Source organism: Actinophytocola glycyrrhizae (genome assembly GCF_042653545.1).
In the GTDB taxonomy this organism is placed as follows: Bacteria; Actinomycetota; Actinomycetes; order Mycobacteriales; family Pseudonocardiaceae; genus Actinophytocola; species Actinophytocola glycyrrhizae.
The window spans coordinates 337,144-358,114 of sequence record NZ_JBHSIS010000006.1 but is presented as its reverse complement, the minus strand read 5'-3'; the positions used below and the strand labels follow the sequence as shown (position 1 = coordinate 358,114).

Sequence of the window (20,971 nt, the reverse complement as noted above, 5' to 3'; positions counted from 1 at the left end):
TCGTCAGGCGGGCGTTCCGGTCGGGATGCTGTTTCCCTCGTGGTGGCCCATCGGTTCGGCGTTGCCCTCGTGGTGGCCGGTGGTGTGGGCCGTCGACCCGCACTCGCCGCACGGTGCCTGCGGGTTGATCGGCTCCTTGGTGGCCTTGGTCTCCGTCATTCCTGATCTCCCCTCGTCGGAATGCTGCGTGTTCACCTACAAAAGAGGCAAGCATTCACAGTGAGATACAGCAGGATATCTGCCGTTCGGGGGAGATGGGGGCCATTCGGGTTACAAATCAACCGTTGGCGTGACCACGGTGCGTGACTGCTCCGCGTTCATGCGTACAAGTAGCTGGGTGGTGCCCCTGGGGACCTCGGTGAGCACGAAGCGGCCGCCCTCGTCGGCGGTGGTGACCGCGGAGTCGTGGTCGGCGACGCGGACCTCGACGCCGTGGGCTCCGGCGGGCACGAGCCAGCCGTCGATGCGCTGCCGTTCGCCGGTGCGGGTCACGTTGACCATGACGGTCAGGTCGCCGACGAAGAACGTGATGGTGCCGGGCAGGCCACCGCGCACGCCGGCAAGCGGCCGGTCGTGGGCCCACTGTGCGACTTCCAGTTCGACGTGGCGGTCGATGTCGTCGAGGGCCACGGCGAACTGGGTTCTCTCGACCAGGCCGGCGGGTGGCGGGTCCAGCTCGTTCACGAGCCGCGCCACCTCGGCCATCAGGTCGTCGTCAGTGTGGTTCGTTCTCATGATCCACTGTCCCCGTCGTACAGCGAGCGCAGGTTGTTCAGGCAGCGCCCTCGTGTCGGTCCGATACTCCCGTGCGGCATGTGCAGGGCCTCCGCGACCGCGCGGTACTCCGCCCGGCCCGCGATCACGGTCAGCCGCAGCAACTCCTGGCAGCGCTGCGAAAGCTTGTGGAACGCGGACCACAGCTGGCGGTCCCGCTCCGTGCGGAGCACCTCGTGTTCTGGGGACAGATCGGTGGTGGGCGTGCGCTCGGCCATCTCCTGTGACAGCTCCACGGTCCCGTTCGAGCGGTGTTGTACCCGGTACGCCTCGCGGCGGGTGGTGGTGATCAGCCAGCCGGCGAGCGCGCGTGGCTCGGTCAGCCGGTGCAGGTGCTTCAGCAGCGCCAGCCACACCGTCTGCACCACGTCCTCCGCGGTCGTGCGGTCGAGGCCGCTGCCGCGGGCGACGTGCCACACCAACGGCGCGAGGTCGGTGACCAGGGCGTCGAACGCCTCCTTGTCACCGTCCCGCGCGGCCAGCATGCATGCCGCGTGCCGGTCCCGCCCCTCGAGCTCAGCCCAAGGTTTGACCATGCTTGCGGTCTGCAGTTCCGTCACCGCTTCCCACCCCGCTCCGAGGGTCGTCCTGCTCGTGGCACCCGCTCATGGTGCCAATCCGTTCCTGTCCACGTCACCCCGTGGGGGCTCTTACGTTCAAGAGCGTCGGTAGGTGACGTAGATACCGGCCATTCGGGTGGTTCAGCCCGCTCTGGCGATCACCAACAGCAACACTCCGATGCCGATGACCACACCGGCCAGCAAAGTGCCGCAGCCGACGCCGACAATACCCCGGGTCGACCTGACGCGGAGCGCGAGCAGGTTCGCGACCACCGCGCTGACCAGCACCAACCCGCTGAACATGGCGGTCGCGGCCAGCACGGTGCCGGTCAGGCCCTGCCGGTCGAGCAGCGCGGGCCCGAAAACGAGCGCGAGCAGGAACGTGAGCGCGGCCCCCGCCATGGCGAGCGCGGAGGCGAGCAGGACGAGCGCCCTGGCGGTGCCGGGCTGGGAGAACGTCCGCTTCGTGGCCACGGCCGCCGATTATTCCTCCGGCACGGCCGCCCAGGCGACCAGGTACAGGATCGCGCCGGTGCCGAACCCGAGCAGCGTCGCGGCGACCAGCAGGATCCGGACCAGCGCCGCGTCCATGCCGAACATCTTGGCGATGCCACCGCACACCCCGGCGACCATGCGGTCGTCACGGCTGCGGCGGAGCTTCACAGTGGTGGTGTTCATGACTCCACAGTGGCGGCTCCGGGGGCCGCCGCCATCAGGGATCGACCCTGGTCGCACCCTGGCGTTTACGCTCGGGGAGTGGTGACTTCCCCTGATGAGCTGTCGGCGGCACTCGAGTCGGTCGGCTACCTGCCGGACGAGGGCATCGCGACCGCGGCCTTCCTCGCCCACCGGCTCGGGCGGCCGCTGTTCTGCGAGGGTGAGCCGGGCACCGGCAAGACCTCGCTCGCGGTCGCCCTGTCGCAGGCGCTGTCGGTGCCGTTGATCAAGCTGCAGTGCCACGAGGGGATCGACTTCACCCAGGCGCTGTACGACTGGGACTTCCCCCGGCAGCTGCTGCACCTGCGGGCGCTGGAGGCGGCGTCGGGTGGCGCCCTCGATTCCGACCTCGCCGAGAAGTCGCTCTACTCGCGACGGTTCCTGCTGGCCCGGCCGTTGTTGCGGGCGCTGGAGGAGTCGCCCTGCGTGCTGCTCGTCGACGAGGTCGACCGGGCCGACGACGAGTTCGAGGCGTTCCTGCTCGAGATCCTCGGGGAGAACGCGGTGACCGTGCCCGAGCTGGGGGAGGTGCGGGCCGCCGTGCCGCCGTTGGTGATCCTCACGTCCAACCGGACCAGGGAGGTGCACGACGCCTTGAAGCGGCGGTGCCTCTACCACTGGCTGGAACATCCCGCTCTGGGGCGGGAGGTCGCCATTCTGCGGCGGCGGCTGCCCGCGGTGTCGGAGCGGCTGGCCACGCAGGTGGCCGCCGCGGTGCGGCGGTTGCGGGAGCTGGAGTTGTTGAAGCCGCCAGGGGTCGCGGAGTCGTTGGACTGGGCATCTGCCCTGACCGCGCTGGGCCGTACCGAGCTGGACGCTGCTTCCGCTGCCGCCACTTTGGGGGCGGTGTTGAAGTACCGGGAGGATTCGCAGCGCGTGGTCGCTGTCGGGCTGGACGCGATCCTGGCCGGGTGAGGAGCCCGTGGCTGGTTTCCCCGGGTTCGTCGGCAGGCTGGATTCCGGGGGCCGGAGGTCATCCCCTGCCGGTGCCTCCTTGGCGGAATATTCGGTCGCTTTTCCTGCCGGGATGGGCGATAGTCGTTCCCGGCATGCCACACCGGAGGAGGGCAGATGAGTACCGAACGCAGGGGGAGCGAGCGGTAGCGTCGCCCTGATCCGAACAGTCGCCTGCGCGGTGGACCGGTCGCGGTGTTCGCCTGGCGCGGTGGCTGTGGCGGCCGTCCCTTCCGTCTTCACGGTCCGGTGTGGACGGCCGCCCTCGAACCACTCACGGGTTCCTCGCGCCCGGCCCGCTACCTGGCCATGGTCGCGGCGGGGGACCAGCCCTGGCGTCGGCCGTGCATCGCGGCCGGCGTCAGGTTGTCCGCGTGGTGGCCGTGTCCCGGCCGTCGTGCCCTACGCCAGCACCGCCGCCGTGCGCGGCCGCCGCGTGGACTCACAGTTCTCGTTGCAGCAGCAGGGTGTCCAGCCAGCGGCCTTGCTTGTGGCCCACCTTGGTCAGGCGGCCTGCCTGTTCGTAACCCAGCTTCTCGTGCAGGCGCAGTGACGACCCGTCATCGGCCGCCACCACCACCGCGATGGCCTGGCGGTAGCCGTCTTCCTTGCAGCGCTTCAACAACTCCGTCATCAGGTGGCGGCCGTGGCCCCGGCCGGTCGCGGTCCCGGACAGGTACACCGTGGTCTCGACCGTGTGCCGGTACGCCGGTTTCTGGCGCCACGGGGTGGCCAGCGCGTAGCCGCTGACCTCCCCCGCGATCGTCAGCACCACGAACGGGTGCGGTGCTTCGATGCGGGAGCGCCACATCGCGGGTGTCGGCGGGTCGGTTTCGAAGGTGACCACCGACTCGCGCACGTACGGCGCGAACACCGCAGCCACCCCGGGGGCGTCCTCCGGGACCGCGTCGCGCACTATAGGGGACATGGCACGTATTATAGAGGAACAGCTCGGGCGGCTCGTGCACGCCAAGCGGACCGACCTCGGGCTGAGTCTCCACGAGTTGTCCCAGACCACCGGGGTCAGCGTGAGCATGCTGTCGGCCGTCGAGCGGGGGGAGAAGACGCCGACCGTCGTCGTTCTCGACCGGATCGCCGACGGGCTCAACCTGCGGCTCTCGCAGCTGGTGGCCGAACTGGAGACCGACCGGGTCGTCCTGCGGCGGGCCGGGCAGCAGGACACCGTCGACGAAGGGGGCTGGCGGCGCACGATCCTCACGCCCGTCGTGCCGGGGGTGAACTTCGAGTGGATCCGGACCACTCTGCCGCCGCACACCGACGCCGGGGACTTCCCCGCCTACGCGCCGGGGTCGCACGAGTTCGTCGTCGTCACCAGCGGGACGCTGCACCTGGGGGTCGGGGGCCGCGAGTACGTCCTGGACGTCGGGGACTCGCTCTACTTCCCCGCCGACGCGGTCCACTCCTACGCCAACCGCGGCGACCTGACCTGCGAGTACCACGTGGCGGCGCTCATCATGCGGCCTCGTCGCTGACGCGCGGGTACACAATGGCTGTGTGGACACCGCGGACCCCCTCACCGGACTGGCCGGCTTCGCCGCCGCCCTCCGGGTCGCCGGGTTGCCCGCGGACGCCCAGCGCGTGCAGGCCTACCTCGGGGCCGTCGGCGCACTCGACATCGCCGATCCCGGTCAGCTGTACTGGGCCGGCCGGTTGACGCTCTGTGCCGAGCCGGACGACCTTCCGCTGTACGACGAGGCGTTCGCTGCCTGGTTCACCGCCGAGGAACCCCGGCGGCGGCGGTCGGCGCCGGTCAGGCCGAGGGTCGTCACCATGGCCGCGCTCACCGACTCGACGTCCGGCGACGGGCGGGGTGAGCAGGAGACCGACGAGCTGAAGGTCGCCGCCAGCGACACGGAAGTGTTGCGGCACCGGGACATCGCCGAACTCACCGCCGTGGAGCGGGAGCACCTGCGGGAGCTGATGGCCACGCTGCACCTCGCCCCGCCGCTGCGGCGGTCGATGCGGTCGCGGCCCCGGCGGCGGGGGCGGCTCGACGCCGCGCGGGTGCTCCGCGCCATGCGGGCCACCGGTGGGGAGACCATCCGGCTGGCCTACAAGGACCGGATCCGGCGGCCACGCCGCGTGGTCCTACTGCTCGACATTTCCGGGTCCATGGCGCCCTACGCCGACGCGCTGCTGCGGTTCGCGCACGCCGTCGTCCGGGCCGCGCCCACGTCGACCGAGGTTTTCACCGTGGGAACGCGGCTGACCAGGCTGTCGCGTCAGTTGCGCAAGCGGGATCCGCGGGAGGCGCTGTCCGCGGCGTCACGGGCGGTGCCGGACTTCGCCGGGGGCACCCGGCTGGGGGAGACCATCCGGGTGTTCCTCGATCGCTGGGGGCAGCGGGGGTTCGCGCGGCGGGCGGTGGTCGTGGTGTTCTCCGACGGCTGGGAGCGTGGCGACGCGGCCCTGCTCGGCGAGCAGGTCGCGCGACTGCGGCGGCTCGCGCACAAGGTGCTGTGGGTCAACCCGCACGCGGGCCGCGACGGGTACGCGCCCGTCCAGTCCGGCATCGCCGCCGCCATGCCGCACCTCGACCGGCTGCTCGCCGGCCACAGCCTTGCCACGCTCGAGGAGTTACTTGTGGAGGTACGCCGTGCGGGACGTGCTTGACGAACTGCTGCGCCGCTACTCGGCGGGGGAGAAGGTCGCGCTCGGCACCGTGGTCGCCACGTTCTCGTCGGCGCCGCGCGCGCCGGGCGCGGCGATGCTCGTCGCGCAGGACGGCACCGTGTCGGGCAGCGTGTCCGGCGGGTGCGTCGAGGGCGCCGTGTACGAGGCCGGCACGCAGGTGCTCGAGGACGGCACCCCCGTGCTGACGCGCTACGGCGTGAGCGACGACGACGCGTTCGCGGTCGGCCTGACCTGCGGCGGGATCATCGACATCTACGTCGAGCCGATCTCGGCGGCGAGCTTCCCGGAGTTCGCCGAGCTGGCCAAGTCGATCCGGTCCGAGGAGCCGGTGGCGCTCGCGACGATCGTGGCGCACCCGGACCCGTCCCGGATCGGGCGTCACCTGGTCGTGTGGCCGAACCGGACCGCGGGCGATCTCGGGTCGGCGCGTGCGGAGGCGGCGGTCGCGGACGACGCCCGCGGCATGCTCGCCACCGGCCGGACCGGCACGCTGCACTACGGCGCCGAAGGCCAGCGCAGGGGCGAGGGCATGTCGGTGTTCGTCAGCTCGTTCGAGCCACCGCCGCGCATGCTGGTGTTCGGCGCGATCGACTTCGCGACCGCGATGGCCCGGCTCGGTTCCTACCTCGGCTACCGGGTGACCGTGTGCGACGCCCGGCCCGTCTTCGCGACGAGGAGCCGGTTCCCGGACGCCGACGAGGTGATCGTGAACTGGCCGCACCGGTACCTGGCAGCGGAGGTCGAGGCCGGGCGGATCGACCAGCGCACGGTGGTCGCGGTGCTGACCCACGACCCGAAGTTCGACGTGCCGGTACTGGAGGTCGCGTTGCGCTGCGCGGCCGGGTACGTCGGCGCGATGGGGTCGCGCCGCACCCACGACGACCGGATGTCGCGGCTGCGCGACGCGGGCCTGACGGAGGAGGAGCTGTCGCGGCTCGCGTCGCCGATCGGCCTCGACCTCGGCGCGCGCACCCCGGAGGAGACCGCGGTGTCGATCGCGGCGGAGATCATCTCGCTGCGCTGGGGCGGCGCGGGCAAGCGGCTGACCGAGGCCACCGGCCGCATCCACCGCGAGCCGTGAGGGGCGGATGCCATGCCCTGAAAGACGCTTTCGGGGCGGTGAGCGTCCCGAAAGCGCCTTTCAGGGCAGCGGCTCCGGTTCGATGGCGGGCGGGGTGCGGCGGCGCAGACCGTCGAACGTGAGGACGATCAGTGCGAGCCACACGAACGCGAAACCGAGCCACCGCTCCGGCGGCATGTGCTCGCGGAACACCAGCACGCCGAACGTGAACTGCAGGCTTGGCGTCAGGTACTGCAGCAGGCCGATCACCGACAGCGGGATCCGCACGGCCGCCGCGCCGAACGCCAGCAGCGGCACCATCGTCACGAACCCGCCGCCGACCAGCAGCAGCGCGTGGCCCACGCCACCGGTGGTGAACGTGCCGTTCCCGGACGCCTCCAGGAACACCACGAACGCCAGCGCGGGCAGCAGCGTCACGCTCGTCTCGACGGCCATCGACTCGACCGCGCCCACGTTCGCGAGCTTCTTGACCAGGCCGTACGTGGCGAAGCTGCACGCGAGCACCAGCGCGATCCACGGCAGCTCGCCGTAGCCGACGGCCAGCACGACCACCGCCACCACACCGAGCGCGACCGCGGTCCACTGCGCCTTCCGCAGCCGTTCGCCGAGCAGCACCACGCCGAGCAGCACCGAGACGAGCGGGCCGATGAAGTAGCCGAGCGCGGTCTCCACGACGTGCCCGCTGTTGACACCCCAGATGTAGACGCCCCAGTTGGTGGCGATCAGCACGGCCGCGGCGGTGAGCAGCAGCAACTGCCGCCGGTTGCGCAGCACCGCGCGGAACGTCCCGAACCGCCGGGTCCACAGCAGCACGCCCGCGACGACCACCAGCGACCAGATCATCCGGTGCGCGAGGGTCTCCAGCGCGCCAGAGGCCGACAGCAGGGCCCAGTACAGCGGGAAGAGCCCCCAGATCCCGTACGCGGTGACGCCGAAGAGCACACCACGCCGGTGCTCGGCGTCGTGTTCGGTGCGCTGACCAGCGACGGAAGGGGAGGACACCACAAAATCCTAAGCTATGCGAACGATCGTCCTCGAACGACTAAACGAGGATCACACCGTTCCTTTTCGCCGTCAGGTCCACTTTGGCGCCGCCGGACTTGTCCCCGGGGCCTCGCAGGGGCAGGCTCTGAGGGTGTGAGCCCGCTCACGTGACCCGAGCTGACCACCACCCGGCAGGGAGGCCGTATGCGCATCACCGTGACCGTTGACGGAACGAAGTTCACCGACGATGTCGAACCTCGCCAACTGCTCGTCCACTACCTGCGAGAGCGGCTCGGCAAGGTCGGCACGGTGGTCGGGTGCGACACGAGCAACTGCGGCGCGTGCACCGTCCATCTCGACGGGCACAGCGTGAAGTCCTGTTCCGTGCTCGCGGTACAGGCCGACGGCTGCGAGGTCACCACCATCGAGGGCCTCGCCCGCGACGGCGGGCTGCACCCGGTGCAGAAGGCGTTCCACGACAACCACGCGCTCCAGTGCGGGTTCTGCACCCCCGGCATGATCATGCAGTCGCTCGACCTCCTCGCCGACAACCCCGACCCGGACGAGAAGGCCGTACGGGAAGGTCTCGAGGGCAACCTGTGCCGCTGCACGGGCTACCAGAACATCGTGCGCGCCGTGCGGGACGCGGCGTCCAACATGCGGGGCGGTGCCGGGCCCGAGGCCGAGCAGGTCAGCCAGGTCACCACGGGAGGCACGCAGTGACCGCCACGATCGAACCGGAGGTCGGCAGGTCCCGCCGCCGGAAGGAGGACGCGCGCCTGATCACCGGGCGCACCCGCTGGACGGACAACCTGACGCTGCCCGGCCTGCTGCACATGGCGGCTCTGCGCAGCCCCATGGCGCACGCGCGGATCACGAACATCGACACCTCCCTGGCCAGGGAGCTGCCTGGCGTGATCGGCGTGTTCACCGGCGCCGACTTCGCCGACGAGCAGGGCAGCCTGCCGTGCGCCTGGCCGATCACCGAGGACATGAAGGCGCCCAACGCGCCGTCGATCGCGGTCGACGAGGTCAACTTCGCGGGTGAGGTCGTCGCCGTCGTGATCGCGCGCAGCGCCTACGAGGCGGCCGACGCGCTCGAGGCGATCGACGTCGACTACGAGGACCTGCCGGTGGTGCTCGACATGGCGGCCGCCGTCGAGGACGGCGCCGACCTGGTCCACGAGGACCTCGGCACCAACAAGAGCGCCACGTGGGTCTTCGACTCGGACGAGGCGGGCACCGGCGAGGACGTCGAGGCCGCGATCGCAGGCAGCGAGGTCGTCATCGAACGCACCTACCGGCAGCAGCGGCTGATCCCGGCGTTCATGGAACCGCGGTCGGTGATGTGCGACCCGACCGGCGAGCAGTTCACGCTCTGGTCATCGACACAGGTCCCGCACATCCTGCGGCTCATGCTCGCCATGACGCTGTCCGTGCCGGAGCACAAGGTCCGCGTGATCGCACCGGACGTCGGCGGCGGCTTCGGCGGCAAGCTGCAGGTCACGCCGGAGGAGATCCTCACGTTCCTGGTGGCGCGGCGGCTCGGCAAGCCCGTCAAGTGGACCGAGTCCCGCAGCGAGAGCCTGCTGTCCGCGCACCACGGCCGCGACCAGATCCAGAAGCTGACCCTGTCGGCCCGCCGCGACGGCACGGTCACCGGGCTCAAGGTGGAGCTGCTCGCCGACATGGGCGCCTACCTGCGCCTGGTCACCCCGGGCGTGCCGATCCTCGGCGCGTTCATGTTCAACGCCATCTACAAGTTCCCGGCCTACCGGTTCGTGTGCACCAACGTGTTCACGAACAAGACCCCGACCGACGCCTACCGCGGCGCGGGCCGGCCGGAGGCGACCTACGCCATCGAGCGGCTCATGGACGAGCTGGCCACCGAGGTCGGCATGGACCCCGTGGCGGTCCGGGAGAAGAACTGGATCAGACACGAGGAGTTCCCGTTCACCACGGTGTGCGGGCTGACCTACGACTCCGGCAACTACGAGGCCGCGACCGCCAAGGCCATGGAGCTGTTCGGGTACGACGCGCTGCGTGCCGAGCAGGCGCAGCGCCGCGACCGGGGCGACACCGTCCAGCTCGGCATCGGCGTCTCCACGTTCACCGAGATGTGCGGCCTCGCGCCGTCCCGAGTGCTGGGCTCACTGTCCTACGGCGCGGGCGGCTGGGAGCACGCGGCGATCCGCATGCTGCCGACCGGCAAGGTCGAGGTCGTCACCGGATCCTCGCCGCACGGCCAGGGCCACGAGACGGCGTGGAGCCAGATCGTCGCCGACCAGCTCGGGGTGCCCTTCGAGGACGTGGAGGTGCTGCACGGCGACACGCAGTCCTCGCACAAGGGCATGGACACCTACGGGTCGCGGTCGCTGACCGTCGGCGCCATGGCGGTCGTGCAGGCGGCGGACAAGGTGAAGGCCAAGGCCGCGAAGATCGCCGCGCACATGCTGGAGGCGGGTGAGGACGACGTCGAGTTCGACGCCGGCTCGTTCCGGGTGCGCGGGACCGGCGCGGAAGCGAAGGGCGTGTCCATCCAGGACGTGGCGCTCGCGGTGTTCGCCGCGCACGACCTGCCCGACGGCGTGGAACCCAACCTGGACTCGGAGGCCACGTTCGACCCGGAGAACTTCTCCTTCCCGCACGGCACGCACCTGTGCGCGATCGAGGTGGACACCGAGACCGGCGGGACCAAGATCCGCGAGTACGTGTGCGTCGACGACATCGGCAGGGTGGTCAACCCGCTGATCGTCGAGGGCCAGGTGCACGGCGGGCTCGCGCAGGGCATCGCGCAGGCGCTGTTCGAGGAGGCCGTGCACGACGAGTCGGGCACGCTCACCACCGGCACGCTCGCCGACTACCTCGTGCCCTCCGCCGCCGACCTGCCGTCGTTCACGACCGACCGCACCGAGACCCCGGCGACGTCGAACGTGCTGGGGGTCAAGGGGGTCGGCGAGGCGGGCACGATCGCGTCCACCCCGGCCGTGGTGAACGCGGTGGTCGACGCCGTGCGGCACCTCGGGGTGCGCGACATCCAGATGCCGTGCACGCCGATGCGGGTCTGGCAGGCGATCAACACCGGGCAGACCGACGCGGGCGGCCTGGGCGACGAGGCCGGCGGCGGCCTCGGCTCCATCGACACCACGGGAGGCGCGCAGTGATTCCGGCCGCGTTCGACTACGTCGCACCGACCACAGTGGACGAGGCGGTGCGCGCGTTGTCCGAGGCAGGCGAGGACGCGAAGGTCATCGCGGGCGGGCAGAGCCTGCTGCCCGTGCTGCGGATGCGTCTCGCGGCCCCGTCGAAGCTGATCGACCTCGGGAAGATCGCGGAGCTGCGCGGTGTGCGCGAGGACGGCGACCTGCTGGTGATCGGCGCGATGACCACGCACTACGACGTGCAGCACGACGCGCTCATCGCCGAACACGCCCCGCTGCTGGCACTCACCACGAACACGGTCGCGGACCCGCAGGTGCGGCACCGGGGCACGTTCGGCGGCTCCCTCGCACACGCGGACCCGGCCGGTGACCTGCCCGCACCCGTGCTCGCGCTGGACGCCGAGATGGTGGTGCGCGGCATGGACGGCACCAGGACCGTGCCAGCCGCCGAGTTCTTCACCGACTTCTTCACCACCGCGCTGCGGCCGGGTGAGCTGCTGGTCGAGGTGCGGGTGCCGAAGACGACGGGGTGGAGCGCCCACTACGAGAAGTTCAACCGGGTCGCGCAGGCGTGGTCGATCGTCGCGGTTGCGGCGGCCGTGCGGGTCGACGGCGGCACGATCGCGCAGGCCCGCGTCGCACTGACCAACATGGGCGCGACCCCGGTGCGGGCCACGTCGGTCGAGCAGGCGCTGGTCGGCAGGCCGGCCACGGCGGCGTCGATCCGCGACGCGGCCGCACACGCGGCGGAGGGCACCGCACCGCCGTCCAACGCCGACGCTGACGCCGACTACCGCAGGCACCTCGCCAGGGTGCTGACCTCTCGGGCGGTGAGCGCCGCGGTTGGCGCATAGGGTTGGGACAACAGGGCGGCGCTTCCGTCCCGGAGGCGCCGCCCGTCAACGTCGCCTGAGGAGTAACAGTGAAGCTGGAGCACTCGTTCACCGTGCCCGCCGACCTCGACACCGTGTGGCAGGCGGTGCTCGACCCCGAGCGGGTGGCACCGTGCATGCCGGGCGCGACGCTCGTGGAGGTGGACGGGGACACGTTCAAGGGCTCGGTGAAGGTCAAGCTGGGCCCGATCTCGCTGCTGTACAAGGGTAGCGGCGAGTTCCTGTCGAAGGACGAGTCGGCACGCACGGTCGTGATCAAGGCGGCGGGCAAGGACGCGAGAGGCAACGGCACCGCGTCGGCCACCGTCAACGTGTCCCTGGAGGCGGACGGCGCCGCGACGATCGGCAAGGTCGTCACCGACCTGTCGATCACGGGCAAGCCCGCCCAGTTCGGCCGGGGGCTCATCGCGGAGGTGGGTGGCAAGATCCTGGACACGTTCGCGACCTGCCTCGCGTCGAAGCTGGCCCCTTCGACGACCCCGGCGGAAGCGGCGGAGACCCCGAAGCTGTCGGTCGTGGAGAAGGAACGCCCGGACGCCCCGTCCGCGGCGGAGTCGGCGCCGACAGCCCAGCTCCCGGCGGCGGAACGCGGCGCCGCCGCACCCGCCCCGCACCCGGCGTCCCCCGCCCGCGCCGAGGCGGTGGCCACCGGAAGGGAGGCGGGCGAGGCGGCAGCCGAACACGCCCCGCCGGCCGCCCGCCCGAAGCTGTCCGCGGTCCCGGAACCGGAGAACGAACCGATCGACCTGCTCGCGTTCGCGGGCCCCTCGGTGCTGAAGCGGGTGGCCCCGCTGGCGGCGGTGGCCGTCGCGGTGCTGGTGTTCCTGGGGCTGCGCCGCCGTCACCGTTAGGCCGGTTCGTCCCGTGCCGTACGCCGGGGATGGCCTCCGGCCCCCTCGAACCACGCTACGGCACGGCACCGACAGAAAGCGGTGGGAACGGCGGTCCTGGCCGCGGTCTTCCACCGGTGGCCCGGTTGTCCACAGCCACGCCCCCGACCAGCCAGGACTGTCGGTCCCTGCCCGTAGACTGGTGAACGGGGGCCGGAGGCCACACCAGTCCAGGGTTGAGCCGCGCTCCCAAGCCCGGCACTATGGCCCTGGTGCGGCGGATGCTGGGGCTCTGCGGGGTGGCTCTCCTCGTTTCCGGCTGCGCGGGAACAGCCGTCCAGCCAGGCGAACCGGTGCCGCCCTTCCATCCGGCGACCGTCACCCCGCAGGAGAACCCCGCCGCCAGGCCCCCCGGCTCGTTCACCGTCGTCGCCACCGGAGACGTGCTCATCCACCCGGCGCTGACCGAGCAGGCCGAGGAGGACGGCGGCGGCGCCCGCGACTTCACACCCCTCTTCGCGGGCATCAAACCGGTGATCGAGGCCGCTGACCTGGCGATCTGCCACATGGAGGTTCCGCTCGCCACCGAGGACGGGCCCTTCGAGGGCTATCCGCTGTTCCACGCCCCGCCCGAGGTCGCGCAGGCCGTCGCCGCCACCGGGTACGACACCTGCACCACCGCCTCCAACCACACCTTCGACCACGGTGCGGAAGGCGCGGCCACCACGCTCGACGTGCTCGACTCCGTCGACATCGGGCACACCGGCTCCGCGCGGACGGAGCAGGAGGCGGACACGCCGCTGATCACCGAGGTCAACGGCGTCAAGGTCGGCCAGCTGTCGTTCACGTTCGCCTACAACCAGGGCACCGAGGAGCCGGAGCCGTGGATGGGCAACGAGATCAGCGTCGACGGTGTGCTCGACGCCGCATGGGACGCCAGGTCGGCGGGCGCCGAGGTGGTGATCGCGAGCCTGCACTGGGGCATCGAGGACCAGCACGAACCGACCGCCGACCAGCGCGAGACGGCGGCGGCGATCCTCGCCGACCCGGCCGTCGACCTGATCATCGGGCACCACGCGCACGTGGTGCAGCCGTTCGAGAAGTTCGGTGACAAGTGGGTGGCCTACGGCCTCGGCAACTCCGTCGCCAAGCACGCGGAGCCGCGCGGCACCACCGAGGAGGGCCTGATCGCGCGCTTCCGGTTCACGAAGTCCGACGTCGGCTGGCGGGTCGACAAGGCAGAGTACGTCCCGACGCTGGTCGACCTCGGCCCGCCGATCCGGCTGAAGGACCTGACCACCGACGACAGCGTCGACGCGGGCCGCAGGCAGGAGGCACTCGACCGCACCGACGGGGTTGTGATGTCCCTCGACCCGCCGGGACTCACGCGGCCATGAGGTCGTAACGTCGGTTCCCATGGAGAGTGTGCGTGCGGTCGCCGAGTGGCCGGTGGACAACGCGGCGGTCGCGGTCGTGTCCGCGGCGGGTGCCGTGGTCGGGTCCGCGGGCCCGCAGCAACGCGAGTTCAAGCTGGCTTCGGTGACGAAGCTGCTGACGGCGTACGCCACGCTGGTCGCGGTCGAGGAGGGCGCGGTCGAGTGGGACCAGCCCGCCGGGCCGGAGGGCGCCACGGTGCGGCACCTGATCGCGCACGTGTCGGGCCTCGCGTTCGACGAGCACAAGGTGATGGCCAAGCCCGGCACCAGGCGGATGTACTCCAACGCGGGCTTCGAGGTGCTGGCCGACACCGTGCACGAGGCGTCGGGCATCCCGTTCGCCGAGTACCTGACGGAGGCGGTGCTGGCGCCGCTCGGCATGGAGTCCTCCCGCCTGGCAGGCACGGCAGGTGCGGGCGCGGTGTCGACGTGCGCCGACCTGGCCCGCTTCGCGGCGGAACTCCAGTCGCCAACGCTGGTCTCACGGTCCACAGTGGACGAGGCGACGTCGGTGGCGTTCCCCGGCATGTCGGGGGTGCTGCCCGGCTACGGCTACCAGAAGGACAACGACTGGGGTCTCGGCTTCGAGATCCGCGACCACAAGGGTCCACATTGGACCGGTGAGAACAGCTCGCCCGCCACGTTCGGCCACTTCGGGCAGTCCGGCACGTTCCTGTGGGTCGACCCGGACGCCGGTGCCGCGTGCGTGGCCCTCGCGGACCGCGCCTTCGGCCAGTGGGCCATCGACACGTGGCCGGATTTCACGGACGCGGTACTCGCCGAGCTGTAGCAGGATCGGGTCCATGCATCACATGGACCGCGACGAATGGCTGGCGTTCGTCTCACACGGCACCCGCACCGGCAAGCTCGCGACGGTACGCAAGGACGGTGCGCCGCACGTCGCCCCGATCTGGTTCCTGATCGACACCGACGACGACGGCGACCACATCGTCTTCACGACCGGCGCCGACACGGCCAAGGGCCACGCGCTCAGGCGCGACCCCCGGCTGTCGATGGTCGTGGACGTCGAGGAGCCACCGTTCTCCTTCGTGCAACTCCAGGCGGAGGCGACCGTCTCCGAGGACCTGGACGAGATGCTCACCTGGGCCATCCGCCTCGCCGGCCGCTACATGGGCGCCGGTCAGGCCGAATCGTTCGGCAAGCGCAACGCGGTGGCGGGTGAACTGCTGATCCGTGCGCGCATCACCAAGGTCGTGGCCTTGGCGGAAATCGCCGACTGACGGTCGAGTTGTCCACAGCCGTCGTGGTTATCCACAGGTTGGCTTGTGGCCCTTGTTTTGTCGGTGGGGGCCGGTAGACTGGCATGGCGGGACGCCCCCGGGTTCGGGTGGGGGTTGCGCAGGCAGAGACCCGCTTCGCGGGGCCCTGATTTAGTGCTGTGAAAGGCGCGTTGACGGCGTGGCAATGCCCTGAAAGGCGCGTTCAGGGCGCTGAGCGCCCTGAATGGCCCATTCACGGCACTCGATATGCCGTGAACGCGCCCTTTCGCGGCACCGGCCCGCCCTGCGGGGCCCGCTGCGCGGGCTCGGCGCGTAGCGCCCGGGGGTTTGGTGCTGTGAAAGGCGCGTTGACGGCGTTGGTAGTGCTGTGAAAGGCGCATTGACGGCGTTCAGCGCCGTGAATGGCCCATTGACGGCACTCGTTGTGCCGTGCACGCGCCTTTCACGGCACTGGCCCGCCCTGCGGGCGGCCCCGCCGGGCGCTGCCCGCAGGGCGCTGCGTGCCCGGCGCCGCTGCGCGGGCGCCGGTGTCATGGTCCTGAACGACGCTTTCGGGGCGTTAGCCCACCGACGGCAGTTCTGGGCCCAGGAAGTCGTCCGCGTCGCGGATTGTGTAGGCGTAGCCCTGTTCGGCCAGGAAGCGTTGGCGGTGTGCCGCGTAGTCGGTGTCCAGCGTGTCGCGGGAGACCACCGAGTAGAAGTGGGCCTGCCTGCCGTCTTCCTTGGGGCGCAACAACCTTCCCAGCCGTTGCGCTTCCTCCTGCCTTGATCCGAACGTGCCCGACACCTGTACCGCGACCGTGGCCTCCGGTAGGTCGATGGAGAAGTTCGCGACCTTCGACACCACCAGGGTCCGCAGCTCGCCGCGCCGGAACTGTTCGAACAGGCGCTCCCGTTCCGCGTTGCGGGTGGAGCCCTGGATCACCGGTGCGTCCAGCTCGGCGCCGAGGGCCTCCAGCTGGTCCAGGTAGGCGCCGATGACCAGCGTCGGTTCGTCCGGGTGCCTGGCGAGGATCTTCTTCACCACCGGGACCTTCGTGTCCACAGTGGAGCAGAGCTTGTACCTTTCCTCCGGCTCGGCGGTCGCGTACGACAGGCGTTCGGCATCGGTGAGGGTCACGCGGACCTCGATGCACTCCGCGGGCGCGATCCAGCCCTGTGCCTCGATGTCGCGCCACGGCACGTCGTAGCGTTTGGGGCCGATCAGCGAGAAGACGTCGCCTTCGCGGCCGTCCTCGCGGACCAGTGTGGCCGTCAGGCCCAGGCGCCTGCGCGACTGCAGGTCCGCGGTCATGCGGAACACCGGTGCGGGCAGCAGGTGCACCTCGTCGTACACGACCAGGCCCCAGTCGCGGGAGTCGAACAGGTCGAGGTGGCGGTACTCGCCCTTCGACTTTCGGGTCATCACCTGGTAGGTGGCGATGGTGACCGGGCGGATCTCCTTGCGCTCACCGGAGTACTCGCCGATCTCGTCCTCGGTCAGCGACGTCCGCGCCACCAGCTCGCGCTTCCACTGCCTGCCAGCGACCGTGTTGGTCACCAGGATCAGCGTGGTCGCCTTCGCGTGCGCCATGGCCGCGGCGCCGACCAGTGTCTTGCCCGCACCGCAGGGCAGCACGACGACGCCGGAACCGCCCGCCCAGAACGCTTCCGCCGCCTGTCGCTGGTAGTCGCGCAGCGACCAGCCGTCCTCCGCCAGCTCTATCGGGTGTGCCTCGCCGTCGACGTACCCGGCGTAGTCCTCCGCGGGCCAGCCGACCTTCAGCAGCACCTGCTTGAGACGGCCGCGTTCCGACGGGTGCACGACCACCGTGTCGTCGTCGATGCGCGCGCCGATCATCGGGGCGATCTTCTTGTGCCGCAGCACTTCCTCGAGCACGGCGCGGTCGATCGTGGTCATCACGAGACCGTGCGCCGGGTGGTTGGACAGCTGGAGCCTGCCGAACCGGCCCATCGTGTCGACGATGTCGATCAGCAGTGGTTGCGGCACCGGATAACGCGAGTACACGGTGAGCGCGTCGACCACCTGCTCGGCGTCGTGGCCTGCCGCGCGGGCGTTCCACAGCGCGAGCGGGGTGACACGGTACGTGTGCACGTGCTCCGGTGCGCGTTCCAGCTCGGCGAACGGCGCGATGGCGATCCGCGCGTCGTTCGACCTCGGGTGGTCGACCTCGAGCAGCAGTGTCTTGTCGGACTGGACGATCAGTGGGCCGTCGGTCACTTTTGGCAATATCCCCTCGGCTTTGACATCGCAAATGTCACAACAACCGGCTCGTCGATTTCAATCCCGCAAACGCTAGATTGCGGTGCATGACGACGCCTCCCTACCCGCCGGGGCCCCATGGGCAGCAGCCCAACGATCCATACGGGCAGGGAGGCTACGGCCAGCAGAGACCGCCGCAGCAACCGCAGTACGGCCAGCCACAATACGGCGGTCCGCTCGGCGGCGCCAACGATCAGACCCAGCGCCTGGGCGGCGCGCCGCAGAACCCGTACGGCGGGCAGTACGGCGCCACCCAGCAGTGGCCGGGCGCCGGGTACGGCGGGCCGACACCGCCACCGCCGCCGGAGAAGAAGAAAACCGGGATGGTCGTCGCCATCGTCGTGATCGCGTTGCTGGTGCTCGGCGGCGCCGGTGCCGGGCTCTATTTCGTCAACAAGGACGGCGACGACTCGGCAGGCGGCGGGACGGCCACGTCGGCCTCGGACAAGGCCGACTCGTCGGCGGGGGAGTCGACCGGCGAGGACGCCGCCGAGGAGACCGCGAACGAGACGGCGGAGCCCGGCGAGGCGATCGAGGCGCAGCCCGGCGACTGCATCAAGGTCAACGTCGCCAGCGCGACCAACGCGGACGTGGAGACCGTCGACTGCTCGGCCCAGGAGGCGATCTACCGGGTCGCGACGCGGGAGGAGACCGACACCGGCTCCTGCCCGAACGACCAGTACGTCTCGTACACAGAGGAGGGCAAGCTGCTGCTGTGCCTTCAGCTGAACGTGTCCGAGGGCGACTGCATCGAGGTGAGCGGTTCCGCGGACAAGAGGGCGGACTGCGCGGCGCCGGGCGTCACGCACGAGGTGCTCGACGTGCTCGACGGTGTCGACGACGAGACGCAGTGCACGGAAGCCACCAGCGAGGTCATCACCTACCCGCGGCCACCGCTCACGATCTGTCTCGGATCGCCTACGGCATAAGCGGTTCGGCCTCCTTCCGCGACCGTCCGATGACGCACCGTGGTTCTTCGCGTTTCCAATGAGGACTTTCCCGGGGCGGCACACGACGGTCGGTGTGGTCGCGTAGATTGCTGCTCTCGAACAAAGTCTTCCGATTTTGGCATGTTGTGCGAGGGGTGCACATGAACTCTCCGAACTACCCGCCTCCCGGTGGGCCGCAGGGTCCGCAGGGGCCGTACGGGCCTCCTCAGGACCAGCCGTACGGCCAGCGGCCGCCCGGCGGGCAGCCCTTCGGCGCGCCGCCGCCACCGCAGGGTCAGCCCTACGGTGGTCCACCGCCGCAGGGCCAGCCGTTCGGCGGTCCCGCACCCCAGGGCCTGGCGGGCCCCGGCGGTCCCGGTGGCCCGGGCACGCCCCCTGGGGGCTACGGGACACCGCCCCCGCCGCCGCCCGCGAAGAAGAACACCGGCACGAGCATCAAGATCGTCCTCGGCGTGGTCGTCCTCGCCGCCGTCGGGGTCTTCGCGTTCATCAGGTGGGGCACGTCGCCGGCCAGCTCCGAGGTCGGTGACTGCATCAAGGTCAACAACGCGAGCTCGGTGAACGCCGACGTCGAGAAGATCGACTGCAACGACCCGGCCGCGGCGTACAAGGTGGCCGCCACGTTCGACGACAGCTCGGCGTCCTGCCCGGACGAGGCCAACAGCAACTACGTCTCCTACACCGAGGCCGGCCGGGGCGGCCTGAAGCTGTGCCTCACCCTCAACGCCAAGGAAGGCGAGTGCTTCGTCCGGGGCGATTCGGACGAGCGGGTCGACTGCGGCGACCCCAAGGCCACGTTCAAGGTCATCAAGATCCTCACCGGCACCACCGACCCGAGCGGTTGTCCCGAGGAGACCACGGACGGCCACATCTACGCGGAACCCGCGACCGTGCAGTGCTTCGGTGAACCCACGGCCGACCAGGCCTGAGTGACCACGACGAAAGCGGGGCTCCCGAATCCGGGAGCCCCGCTTTCGTCGTCCTGACTACATGATCGCGCCGCTGCTCTTCTTCCCCTGCGCCGGGGTGCCGCGTTCGGCGCGTTCCGCCGCGGTCCACTTGTCGACAGCGGAGGGCCGCGCCGTGTTCGGCTCCGGCACGTCGATGTCGAGGCCCTCGACGGAGAACTGCTTCAGCCGCACCCGCTCGTAGGCGTAGGTCTTCGGGAACGGGTGGGTGGCGTTGAACCCGATCTTCGCGCCGAAGTAGTCGGGGAAGGTCGGGTTCAGGCCGTGGCCGAACACCTCCGGCACGGTGATCACGCCGGTGGTCGGGTCGAGCCGGGTGGTGAGTGCCCACTCGACGTCGGAGGCGTCGCGGATGTTCACGTCCTCGTCGACCACGGTCACCATCTTCAGCGGCGGGAACGCGGCGAACGCCGACATCACCGCGAGCTGTGCCCAGCCGGCCCGCTTCTGCTGGATCTGCACGACCGCGTGGTAGAAACCGCAGCCGCCGTGCGGGAAGTACACGTCGAGGATGCCAGGGACCTGCCTGCGCACCGACGACAGCACCGAAGCCTCGCCGAGCACACCGGCCGAGTTCCACACCTCCTTGCCGCACAGGATGGTCTGGAACACCGGGCTCGCGCGGTGGTGGACGGCACGCACGTGCACGACCGGCCGCGGCGCGACCTTCGCGTAGTAGCCGGTGACCTCCGCGAACGGGCCCTCGTCGGCCACCTCGCCAGGAACGATCTCGCATTCGAGCGCGTACATGGCGTGCGCGATCAGCTCGATCTCCGGCTGGTCACCGCGGACCAGCTCCACCGGGTCGCCGTGGAAGACCGACGCGATGCCGAGCTCGTCGGTGTCCGGCGGCGCCGCCTCGGCCGGGGTGACGGCCGCGAAGTGCACGCCGGGCCCGACCCCGATGTTCAGCGAGAACTTCAGCGTCTCGCCGCGGTTCCTGGCGTTCTCCAGCGCGAGCTGCAGGTGCCGTCCCGCGTCGATGTTGATGTGCAGCCGGTCCCGGTCGACCAGCTGGAACCGCTGGATCGACGCGTTACGCACCCCCGTCTCCGGGTCGGTCACCACGACCACGCCCGCGTCGATGTACGGGCCGCCGTCGCGCTCGGCGTGAGTGGGGATCGGCAGCCTGAACAGGTCGACGACCGGCTGCGTGACCTCCTTCACCGGCCCCGTCTCGACGACCAGCGGTTCGACCGCCTTGTCGAACGGGTCGTCCTGCCACTGCTGCACCTTGCCGGAGATGTGGGAGGCGAGTTTCTTCTCCTCGGCGCCGATCAGCTCCGCCAGCAGCTCACGGGACCAGTACAGGCCCGTGAACACCGGGTGCTCCTGCCCGCGCACGTTCTCGAACAGCACGGCCTGCGCACGTCCCTCGAAGTGGGCCGCGACGCTGGCCAGCTGGTGCACCGGGTCGATCTCGGAACGCACCCTGATCAGCTGCCCGGCCTTGTCGAGGGTCTCGATGATGACCCCGAGGTCGTGCAGAGGGCTAACCGGCATG

Annotated in this window: 22 protein-coding genes; 13 read left to right on the top strand and 9 right to left on the bottom strand. The window is 70.5% G+C overall.

All coding sequences use genetic code 11. The annotated features are described in order from the left end of the window. Positions 1-3: 3 nt before the first annotated feature. The 5 genes from ACFPCV_RS12410 to ACFPCV_RS12390 form a co-directional block, all read right to left on the bottom strand. Complete coding sequence (locus tag ACFPCV_RS12410; protein ID WP_378056254.1) at positions 4-159, bottom strand: hypothetical protein; 156 nt, start codon at positions 157-159, stop codon at positions 4-6. A gap of 111 nt (positions 160-270) precedes the next feature. Further along, on the bottom strand, positions 271-735 hold the full coding sequence (locus ACFPCV_RS12405; protein WP_378056253.1) for a carboxypeptidase regulatory-like domain-containing protein: 465 nt from the start codon (positions 733-735) through the stop codon (positions 271-273). Then, on the bottom strand, positions 732-1,334 hold the full coding sequence (locus tag ACFPCV_RS12400; protein WP_378056252.1) for an RNA polymerase sigma factor: 603 nt from the start codon (positions 1,332-1,334) through the stop codon (positions 732-734). The genes ACFPCV_RS12405 and ACFPCV_RS12400 overlap by 4 nt, the downstream gene beginning before the upstream one ends. 141 nt (positions 1,335-1,475) lie before the next feature. Beyond that, positions 1,476-1,808: a hypothetical protein gene (locus tag ACFPCV_RS12395; RefSeq protein ID WP_378056251.1), complete on the bottom strand. Its 333-nt coding sequence runs from the start codon at positions 1,806-1,808 to the stop codon at positions 1,476-1,478. A gap of 9 nt (positions 1,809-1,817) precedes the next feature. Beyond that, entirely contained in the window at positions 1,818-2,012 is a 195-nt protein-coding gene (locus tag ACFPCV_RS12390; RefSeq protein WP_378056250.1) for a PspC domain-containing protein, read from the bottom strand. A gap of 78 nt (positions 2,013-2,090) precedes the next feature. Here ACFPCV_RS12390 and ACFPCV_RS12385 point away from each other — a divergent pair, with 78 nt between their 5' ends. Beyond that, the gene (locus tag ACFPCV_RS12385; RefSeq protein ID WP_378056249.1) at positions 2,091-2,966 is read left to right on the top strand and encodes an AAA family ATPase; all 876 of its coding nucleotides are present in this window, start codon (positions 2,091-2,093) and stop codon (positions 2,964-2,966) included. Positions 2,967-3,447: 481 nt separating this feature from the next. On the opposite strand, the gene ACFPCV_RS12380 is transcribed toward ACFPCV_RS12385, so the two are convergent. Then, on the bottom strand, positions 3,448-3,933 hold the full coding sequence (locus tag ACFPCV_RS12380) for a GNAT family N-acetyltransferase (RefSeq protein ID WP_378056248.1): 486 nt from the start codon (positions 3,931-3,933) through the stop codon (positions 3,448-3,450). Between ACFPCV_RS12380 and ACFPCV_RS12375 the strand changes: the two genes are divergently transcribed. Genes ACFPCV_RS12375 through ACFPCV_RS12365 form a run of 3 tightly spaced genes read left to right on the top strand, consistent with a single transcriptional unit; the run spans position 3,932 to position 6,741 of the window. Further along, complete coding sequence (locus tag ACFPCV_RS12375; protein WP_378056247.1) at positions 3,932-4,498, top strand: helix-turn-helix domain-containing protein; 567 nt, start codon at positions 3,932-3,934, stop codon at positions 4,496-4,498. The genes ACFPCV_RS12380 and ACFPCV_RS12375 overlap by 2 nt on opposite strands. A 22-nt stretch (positions 4,499-4,520) precedes the next feature. Next, complete coding sequence (locus tag ACFPCV_RS12370) at positions 4,521-5,639, top strand: vWA domain-containing protein (RefSeq protein WP_378056246.1); 1,119 nt, start codon at positions 4,521-4,523, stop codon at positions 5,637-5,639. After that, on the top strand, positions 5,623-6,741 hold the full coding sequence (locus tag ACFPCV_RS12365) for an XdhC family protein (RefSeq protein ID WP_378056245.1): 1,119 nt from the start codon (positions 5,623-5,625) through the stop codon (positions 6,739-6,741). The genes ACFPCV_RS12370 and ACFPCV_RS12365 overlap by 17 nt, the downstream gene beginning before the upstream one ends. A 60-nt stretch (positions 6,742-6,801) precedes the next feature. Here the strand turns inward: ACFPCV_RS12365 and rarD are convergent, their stop codons facing one another. Then, on the bottom strand, positions 6,802-7,743 hold the full coding sequence (rarD, locus tag ACFPCV_RS12360; RefSeq protein ID WP_378056244.1) for an EamA family transporter RarD: 942 nt from the start codon (positions 7,741-7,743) through the stop codon (positions 6,802-6,804). Positions 7,744-7,929: 186 nt separating this feature from the next. Here rarD and ACFPCV_RS12355 point away from each other — a divergent pair, with 186 nt between their 5' ends. From ACFPCV_RS12355 to ACFPCV_RS12325, 7 genes are all read left to right on the top strand, one after another. Then, positions 7,930-8,448 carry a (2Fe-2S)-binding protein gene (locus tag ACFPCV_RS12355; protein ID WP_378056243.1) on the top strand — a complete coding sequence of 173 codons (519 nt, stop codon included), beginning with the start codon at positions 7,930-7,932 and terminating at the stop codon, positions 8,446-8,448. Then, positions 8,445-10,889 (top strand): xanthine dehydrogenase family protein molybdopterin-binding subunit, encoded by a 2,445-nt coding sequence (locus ACFPCV_RS12350; RefSeq protein WP_378056242.1) that lies wholly within the window; start codon positions 8,445-8,447, stop codon positions 10,887-10,889. The genes ACFPCV_RS12355 and ACFPCV_RS12350 overlap by 4 nt, the downstream gene beginning before the upstream one ends. Then, the gene (locus ACFPCV_RS12345) at positions 10,886-11,740 is read left to right on the top strand and encodes an FAD binding domain-containing protein (RefSeq protein ID WP_378056241.1); all 855 of its coding nucleotides are present in this window, start codon (positions 10,886-10,888) and stop codon (positions 11,738-11,740) included. Before ACFPCV_RS12350 ends, ACFPCV_RS12345 begins: the two co-directional genes overlap by 4 nt. 68 nt (positions 11,741-11,808) lie before the next feature. Further along, positions 11,809-12,630: an SRPBCC family protein gene (locus tag ACFPCV_RS12340; protein WP_378056240.1), complete on the top strand. Its 822-nt coding sequence runs from the start codon at positions 11,809-11,811 to the stop codon at positions 12,628-12,630. 242 nt (positions 12,631-12,872) lie between these two features. Then, positions 12,873-14,006, top strand: coding sequence for a CapA family protein (locus ACFPCV_RS12335; protein ID WP_378056239.1), 1,134 nt, complete (start codon positions 12,873-12,875; stop codon positions 14,004-14,006). A gap of 19 nt (positions 14,007-14,025) precedes the next feature. Next, positions 14,026-14,835, top strand: coding sequence for a serine hydrolase domain-containing protein (locus ACFPCV_RS12330; protein WP_378056238.1), 810 nt, complete (start codon positions 14,026-14,028; stop codon positions 14,833-14,835). A 13-nt stretch (positions 14,836-14,848) separates the two neighbouring features. Beyond that, a complete protein-coding gene (locus ACFPCV_RS12325) occupies positions 14,849-15,286 on the top strand; it encodes a PPOX class F420-dependent oxidoreductase (RefSeq protein ID WP_378056237.1) in 438 nt (145 codons plus the stop codon). Between the two features lie 559 nt (positions 15,287-15,845). On the opposite strand, the gene ACFPCV_RS12320 is transcribed toward ACFPCV_RS12325, so the two are convergent. Beyond that, complete coding sequence (locus tag ACFPCV_RS12320; RefSeq protein ID WP_378056236.1) at positions 15,846-17,507, bottom strand: DNA repair helicase XPB; 1,662 nt, start codon at positions 17,505-17,507, stop codon at positions 15,846-15,848. Positions 17,508-17,596: 89 nt separating this feature from the next. On the opposite strand from ACFPCV_RS12320, the gene ACFPCV_RS12315 reads away from it, so the two are divergent. Next, entirely contained in the window at positions 17,597-18,478 is an 882-nt protein-coding gene (locus ACFPCV_RS12315; protein WP_378056235.1) for an LppU/SCO3897 family protein, read from the top strand. Positions 18,479-18,639: 161 nt separating this feature from the next. Then, positions 18,640-19,428, top strand: a complete 789-nt coding sequence (locus ACFPCV_RS12310) for an LppU/SCO3897 family protein (protein WP_378056234.1) — start codon at positions 18,640-18,642, stop codon at positions 19,426-19,428. Positions 19,429-19,485: 57 nt separating this feature from the next. On the opposite strand, the gene ACFPCV_RS12305 is transcribed toward ACFPCV_RS12310, so the two are convergent. After that, positions 19,486-20,970: a UbiD family decarboxylase gene (locus tag ACFPCV_RS12305; RefSeq protein ID WP_378056233.1), complete on the bottom strand. Its 1,485-nt coding sequence runs from the start codon at positions 20,968-20,970 to the stop codon at positions 19,486-19,488. Position 20,971: the final 1 nt, after the last annotated feature.

What these genes read in the sequence shown, in the direction of transcription:
- ACFPCV_RS12410 (WP_378056254.1), bottom strand. Translation starts at nt 159, where the DNA reads ATGACGGAGACCAAGGCCACCAAGGAGCCGATCAACCCGCAGGCACCG.
- ACFPCV_RS12405 (WP_378056253.1), bottom strand. Translation starts at nt 735, where the DNA reads ATGAGAACGAACCACACTGACGACGACCTGATGGCCGAGGTGGCGCGG.
- ACFPCV_RS12390 (WP_378056250.1), bottom strand. Translation starts at nt 2,012, where the DNA reads ATGAACACCACCACTGTGAAGCTCCGCCGCAGCCGTGACGACCGCATG.
- ACFPCV_RS12375 (WP_378056247.1), top strand. Translation starts at nt 3,932, where the DNA reads ATGGCACGTATTATAGAGGAACAGCTCGGGCGGCTCGTGCACGCCAAG.
- ACFPCV_RS12380 (WP_378056248.1), bottom strand. Translation starts at nt 3,933, where the DNA reads ATGTCCCCTATAGTGCGCGACGCGGTCCCGGAGGACGCCCCCGGGGTG.
- ACFPCV_RS12355 (WP_378056243.1), top strand. Translation starts at nt 7,930, where the DNA reads ATGCGCATCACCGTGACCGTTGACGGAACGAAGTTCACCGACGATGTC.
- ACFPCV_RS12335 (WP_378056239.1), top strand. Translation starts at nt 12,873, where the DNA reads ATGGCCCTGGTGCGGCGGATGCTGGGGCTCTGCGGGGTGGCTCTCCTC.
- ACFPCV_RS12330 (WP_378056238.1), top strand. Translation starts at nt 14,026, where the DNA reads ATGGAGAGTGTGCGTGCGGTCGCCGAGTGGCCGGTGGACAACGCGGCG.
- ACFPCV_RS12325 (WP_378056237.1), top strand. Translation starts at nt 14,849, where the DNA reads ATGCATCACATGGACCGCGACGAATGGCTGGCGTTCGTCTCACACGGC.
- ACFPCV_RS12315 (WP_378056235.1), top strand. Translation starts at nt 17,597, where the DNA reads ATGACGACGCCTCCCTACCCGCCGGGGCCCCATGGGCAGCAGCCCAAC.
- ACFPCV_RS12310 (WP_378056234.1), top strand. Translation starts at nt 18,640, where the DNA reads ATGAACTCTCCGAACTACCCGCCTCCCGGTGGGCCGCAGGGTCCGCAG.
- ACFPCV_RS12305 (WP_378056233.1), bottom strand. Translation starts at nt 20,970, where the DNA reads ATGCCGGTTAGCCCTCTGCACGACCTCGGGGTCATCATCGAGACCCTC.